5 protein-coding genes are annotated in these 6215 nt (G+C 63.7%); 3 read left to right on the top strand and 2 right to left on the bottom strand.

Annotation, left to right across the window (positions count from 1 at the left end; all coding sequences use genetic code 11):
• Nucleotides 1-102 precede the first annotated feature (102 nt).
• Nucleotides 103-987 (top strand): CorA family divalent cation transporter, encoded by an 885-nt coding sequence (locus Q0K17_RS02595; protein WP_294539592.1) that lies wholly within the window; start codon nt 103-105, stop codon nt 985-987.
• A gap of 85 nt (nt 988-1072) precedes the next feature.
• Here the strand turns inward: Q0K17_RS02595 and Q0K17_RS02590 are convergent, their stop codons facing one another.
• Nucleotides 1073-2788, bottom strand: coding sequence for an ammonium transporter (locus Q0K17_RS02590; protein ID WP_294539590.1), 1716 nt, complete (start codon nt 2786-2788; stop codon nt 1073-1075).
• Between the two features lie 227 nt (nt 2789-3015).
• A complete protein-coding gene (locus Q0K17_RS02585; protein ID WP_294539587.1) occupies nt 3016-4002 on the bottom strand; it encodes a Gfo/Idh/MocA family oxidoreductase in 987 nt (328 codons plus the stop codon).
• Nucleotides 4003-4212: 210 nt separating this feature from the next.
• Between Q0K17_RS02585 and Q0K17_RS02580 the strand changes: the two genes are divergently transcribed.
• Both Q0K17_RS02580 and Q0K17_RS02575 read left to right on the top strand, forming a co-directional pair.
• Entirely contained in the window at nt 4213-4821 is a 609-nt protein-coding gene (locus Q0K17_RS02580) for an AAA family ATPase (RefSeq protein WP_294539584.1), read from the top strand.
• The gene (locus tag Q0K17_RS02575; RefSeq protein WP_294539581.1) at nt 4818-6194 is read left to right on the top strand and encodes an MATE family efflux transporter; all 1377 of its coding nucleotides are present in this window, start codon (nt 4818-4820) and stop codon (nt 6192-6194) included. The genes Q0K17_RS02580 and Q0K17_RS02575 overlap by 4 nt, the downstream gene beginning before the upstream one ends.
• The last annotated feature ends 21 nt before the right edge of the window (nt 6195-6215 follow it).

Here is a 6215-nt window from a genome sequence, read left to right as displayed (position 1 = left end):
TGCCAGTATATGCGGTTTGGCCGCCGGTATGCGGGGTCCGGCGATTAAGGCGGGGAAGGGCGGGCCATACTCTGGCCGAAATCCAAAAAAGGAGGATGCACCATGCGCCGCTACCGCCTGGACCCCGCCGGACATCTGCACACGGCAGCGGGGGACCGGGGCAGCGTGTTTGTGCTCAGCGCCGCCGAGCTGTCCCGCTGCCCCGGCATCTCCCACCGGCGGGCCCTGGCCGCCGCCCTGGAAAACATCCGCTACTGTCGGGCCGCCGCCTACCGGGACTGTGTACAGGGCACCATCCGTCTGCCCACCGGGGGTGCGCCGCTGCGGTTCTGCTTCTGCCTGAACGACACCGCCCTCTACCTCATTCCCGGTCCGGACAGCGCCCCGCCCCTCTCCCCGTCCTTGCCGGCGGCGGCCCCCGCCACCCCCGCCGGGGTGCTGCTGGCTTTGCTGGAACAGCACATGGGCGCCGACGCCCTGGTTTTGCAGACGCTGGAAAAGCGGCTCAATTCCCTGGAGGAAGCCCTGGCCGCCGGACACATCCGGGGGTTCGAGTCCACCGTCATGGCGGAGCGCCGGACCCTGGCCGCCCTGCACGGGGCCTATGCCCAGCTGGTGCTGCTGGGGGACGAGCTCCAGGCCGACGCCCCCCGGCTGCTGAACCGGGCGGAGCGGGCGGCCTGGCAGCGGGCCACCACCCGGGCCGCCCGCCTGCGGGACGAGGCCGAGACCTTGCGGGAGTACATCCTGCAGCTGTGGCAGGTCTACCAGTCCCGCATCGAGCTGCAGCAGAACCAGGTGGTCACCATGCTCACGGTGGTCACCACCCTGTTTCTGCCCCTGAGCCTGATCGTGGGCTGGTACGGCATGAACTTTGACGGCATGCTGGCCCCCAGCGTGCCCTGGGGCTATCCCACGGTGGGGGCGGTGTGTGCGGTGCTGGTGGTGGGGGGCCTTTTGTTTTTCCGCCACCGGGGGATGTTATGACAAAAAGCGGGGCCCCGCCGCACAAACGGGGTCCCGCTTTTGGGATGGCTGTTATGGGATGGCGCAACCCGGCCGGGATGTGTGCTTACTCCACATCCTGCAGGGCGTCGTAGTCCACCTCACCGGTACGGACCTTGACGACCTTGGCCACGTTGTAGACAAAGATCTTGCCATCGCCGATATGGCCGGTGTACAGTGCCTTGGTAGCCGCGTCGATGATCTTGTCGACGGGGATCTTGCTGACGACCACTTCCACCTTGACCTTGGGAATCAGGGTGGAGTCGATCTCAGCACCACGGTACTTCTTGCCGCTGCCCTTCTGCAGGCCGCAGCCCATGACCTGGGTCACGGTCATGCCGGTGATGCCCACGGCGTTCAGGGCGCGCTTCAGATCGTCGAACTTGGCCAGCTGGACGATCATGGAGACCTTGTGCATGCCGGAATCCAGCTCGGGAGGCAGCGGTTCTTCCTTCTGGACGCGGACCGCAGCGGCCACCTGGGCGGGGCTGGCCTTGGCCAGGTCGCTCTGGCCCAGGTCGGTGTTTTCGTTCACGGACAGGTCGGCGTAGCTGGCGTCGGCGATGGCGAAGCCGGCGTAGGCGCTGGCCAGACCGTGTTCATGGACATCCAGGCCGTCGATCTCTTCCTTCTCGGAGACGCGCAAGCCCACGAACTTCTTGATCAGGCTGAAGATGATGAACATGCTGACCAGGACCCAGGCTGCCACGCTGACAACACCCAGAGCCTGGATGCCCAGACGGGCGAAACCGCCGCCGTAGAACAGGCCGCCGTCGGTGGCGAAGAGGCCCACGGCCAGGGTGCCCCAGGCACCGTTGACGCAGTGCACCGAGACAGCACCCACGGGGTCATCGATGCGGGCGATCTTGTCGAAGAATTCAACAGAGAAGACGACCAGCACACCGGCAACGATGCCGATGATGGCAGCGCCGTAGGGATCGACCTCGTCGCAGCCGGCGGTGATGGCAACCAGGCCGGCCAGCGCGCCGTTGAAGGTCAGGGACACATCGGGCTTGCCGTAGCGCACCCAGGTGGTGATCAGGGCGGCGCAGGTAGCCAGGGCAGCCGCCAGGTTGGTGTTGAAGCAGATCAGGCCGGCGGAGATCATGGTGTCGTCACCGGTCATGGAGACGGTGGAGCCGCCGTTGAAGCCGAACCAGCAGAACCACAGGATAAAGACGCCGAGAGCCATGGCGGTCATGTTGTGGCCGGGGATGGCGCGGGGCTTGCCGTCCTTGTCGTACTTGCCGATACGGGGACCCAGCATCCAGGCGCCCAGCATGGCGGTGACGCCGCCGACGAAGTGGACGGCCGTGGAACCGGCGAAATCATGGAAGCCCAGCTGGGCCAGCCAGCCGCCGCCCCAGATCCAGTGGCCGGAGATGGGATAGACGATCAGGCTGATGGCGGCGGAGTACAGGCAGTAGGCGCTGAACTTGGTGCGCTCGGCCATGGAGCCGGAAACGATGGTGGCAGCGGTGGCGCAGAAGACGGTCTGGAACACCACGTACACCCAGACAGGCAGGGTACCGAAATCGTAGCTGCCGCGGATGAACGGGTCAAACCCACCGATCAGTGCGCCGGAACCGGCGAACATCACGCCGAAACCGACCAGCCAGTAGCAAGGTGTGCCGATACAAAAGTCCATCATGTTCTTCATGAGGATGTTGCCCGTGTTCTTGGCACGGGTCAGGCCCGCTTCACACAAAGCAAAGCCCGCCTGCATGAAGAACACCATAAACGCCGCTACCAGCGTCCATGTTACGTCTGCGGAATTGTACATATACATGACTCCCCTCTTGCATGTTCAAAATCAAATAGCAAAAGGCGCCGGACGGTATTTCACCATCCGGCGCCTTTGCCATTTGCTTTGTTGTCCCCATGCTAGCACAGCCGCGGCGGCGGGTCAAGGGATTTTGTTCACATTCCGTTCATCTTTGTGGGTTTTTGTGGGTGCAAAGGGAAAGTTTTCCACAATTCTTGTACAATCCTGTTAAAAATCAGGAGGCATTACTGTACGTCAGCGGCGTGCAGCCGGTCCAGCAGCTCCATCACAGCCAGGGTCCGGGTGCGGGCTTCGGCCTCGGCGGCCCGGTCCTTTTCCGCCACGATCCGGGCGAATTCCGCAAACTCGTAGGCCATGCGGTGGCGGGCAGCCGGGGGACAGTCGGTGCGTTTTCCGCCGCCGCGCACCCCGCCCAGCACGCTGTACACCTCATCCAGGCTGTTGGTGCCGCCGTGCAGCACCAGGTAGCCGCCGGGGCCCTGGATGCTGGCAAACTTTTCGCTTTCGCTGTCCTTGGCGGCCAGGGCCACGGCACAAAAATCCGGGTAGTGGAGCACCACCGTACCCGCCGTGTCGATGCCGTTGGCTCCCCGGCTGGGGTGGTATTCGCAGGATTCCGGCATGCCCAGCAGCCCCCAGAAATAGTGCAGGTTGTACACGTTCATGTCGTTGAGGGCGCCGCCGTTGCAGGCCGGATCAAAGGTGGTGTTCCAGATGCCCTTGAGGTAGTCGTCATACCGGGCGCTGCGGGCGCAGAAGCTGGCCATGGCCCCCCGCACCGGACCGATGGCGGCAATGTTCTCCTGCAGGAAGCGGTAGGCGGGCAGGTAGGGAGTGGTGATGGCCTCAAAGAGGATGACCCCCTTGCGGTCGGCCAGACCGAACAGCTCCCGGGCTTCGGCGGCGGTGGCGGTGAAGGGCTTTTCCAGGATCACATGATACCCCGCTTCCAGGGCCTTTTTGGCCGCCGCATAGTGCAGGTGGTTGGCGGTGCCGATGTACACCGCCTCAAATCCGCCGGCGGCGTAGCAGGCATCCTCATCGGTAAAGACCCGGGGCACCCCGTGGGCCTGGGCCATGGCCTTTGCCTTGGCCTCGCTCTGGGGGCGGCAGCACAGGGCGGTGACTTCGATCTCGGGCATTTCGGCCAGATGGTCCATAAACTCCGCCACAATGCGGCTGGTGGACAGAACGGCAAGTTTCAGCGGCATGGAAAACTTCCACCTTTCGTTGTTTTTTCTTTGATGTTCCCCGTTGGCACGGGACGTTTTTTCCATTATACTCCACCCCGGCCCGGGGTGCAAACGGGAAGGAGTTCCTCTTGTTTTTTGCCCCGTCCGCCGTTATAATGGGTATAGTGGGGGTGGTACGGCCTTCCGGGTCTTTCCCGCCCCGAAAAATTGAATTGTGAGGTGGATTTTATGGAACCCCTGGTCATCACAATGGCACGCGAATATGCCTCCGGCGGCAGCGAGATCGCGCAGCGGGTCGCGGACCTGCTGGGTGTGCCCCTGTACAACAAGGAGCTCATCACCCTGGCTGCCAAGAAAAGCGGTCTGACCGAAGAAGCCATTGCCGCCAGCGAGAATCAGCGCAGCGGCAGCCTGATCTACAGCCTGTACATGATGGGCAACACCATGCCTCTGGCCGACCAGGTGTACATCCTGCAATCCAACGTCATCAAGGAACTGGCCCAGAAAGGCTCCTGCGTCATTCTGGGCCGCTGCGGCGACTACGTGCTGCGGGACCGTCCCAATGTGCTGAGCACCTTCGTCTATGCGCCGGTGGACCTGCGCATCCGCAACGCGAAGGACCGCCCCGGCGCCAAGGACATGCCCGACCGCCTGTGGGAGACCGCTCTGGCCAAGCATGACCGCGCCCGCGCGAGCTATTATAACTACTACACCGAAAACCGTTGGGGCGAGGCCAAAAACTACGACCTGTGCCTGAACGCCGCCCTGGGCCGGGAAGCCTGCGCCCAGCTCATCGTTCAGGCCGCCAAGGCAATGGAGGCTTCCGTCCGAGAATGAGTAAGACCCTTTCCGCCGCCCGCATGGGCACCGAACCGCTGAACCCGCTGCTGCTTTCCCTGGCCATCCCCATGATGATTTCCATGCTGGTGCAGGCCCTGTACAATGTGGTGGACAGCATCTTTGTATCCTATGTCAACGAGGCGGCGTTGTCCGCCGTCAGTCTGGCATTTCCGATCCAGAACCTGCTGATCGCCTTTGCGGTGGGCACCGCGGTGGGCGTCAACGCCTATCTGTCCAAGAATCTGGGCGAAGGAAACCACGCCGAGGCGGACCGCGCCGCCGCCAACGGCCTGTTCCTGGCCGTGTGCAGCGCCGTGGCCTTCCTGATCTTCGGTTTGTTCGGGGCCGGGGCCTTCATCCGGGCCCAGACCACCGACCCCCTCATTGCCCGCTACGGAGCGGAATACCTGAGCATCTGCACCATCTTCAGCCTGGGCTGCTGCGTCCAGTGCATGATGGAAAAGATCCTGGTCTCCACCGGCCGCAGCACCTTTGCCATGACCACCCAGCTCATCGGTGCGCTGACCAACATCGTGCTGGACCCCATCTTCATCTTCGGCCTGTTCGGGGTGCCCCGCCTGGAGGCCGCCGGCGCCGCCGTGGCCACCGTCATCGGCCAGTTTGTGGGCGCCACCGCCGCTCTGACCCTGCATTTTCTGTACAACAAGGACGTGCACATCTCCCTGCGGGGCTTCCGTCCCGCGCCGCGCACCATCCTGCGCATCTACCAGGTGGGCATCCCCTCCATCGCCATGAACGCCATCGGCAGCGTGATGACCTTCGGCATGAACGCCATCCTCATTGCCTATTCCAGCACGGCGGTGGCGGTTTTCGGGGTATACTTCAAGCTGCAGAGCTTTGTGTTCATGCCGGTGTTCGGGCTGAACAACGGCATGGTGCCCATCGTCAGCTACAACTACGGCGCCCGCAAGCCGGAGCGCATCCTGGGCACCAAGCGGCTGGCCGCCATCTACGCGGTGGGCATCATGGTGCTGGGCTTTCTGGCGGGGCAGTTCCTGCCGGGGGTCATGCTCAGCATCTTCAACGCCAGCCCGGACATGCTCAGCCTGGGCACGGTGGCTTTGCGCATCATCTCCATCTCCTTCCTGATGGCCGGTTTCAACGTCATCTCCTCCGCCTACTTCCAGGCCCTGGGGCACGGCGTGCTGGCTTTGTGGGTGTCGGTCATCCGCCAGCTGGTGGTGCTGCTGCCCACCGCCTGGCTGCTCAGTCTGGCCGGCCGGGTGGATGTGGTTTGGTGGGCCTTCCCCATCGCCGAGGTGGTGGCTTTCCTGCTGTGCATCATTTTCCAGCGGGTCTGCTATAACAAGATCATCCGCCCCATGCGCACCGCCGCCGCGGCGGCCTGAGGCCCCGCAAGGAGGTTTTTG

This window comes from uncultured Gemmiger sp. (assembly GCA_944388105.1).
Taxonomy (GTDB): domain Bacteria; phylum Bacillota; class Clostridia; order Oscillospirales; family Ruminococcaceae; genus Gemmiger.
Note: the sequence above shows the minus strand (reverse complement) of the source record. Positions and strands in the feature narration are given on the sequence as shown.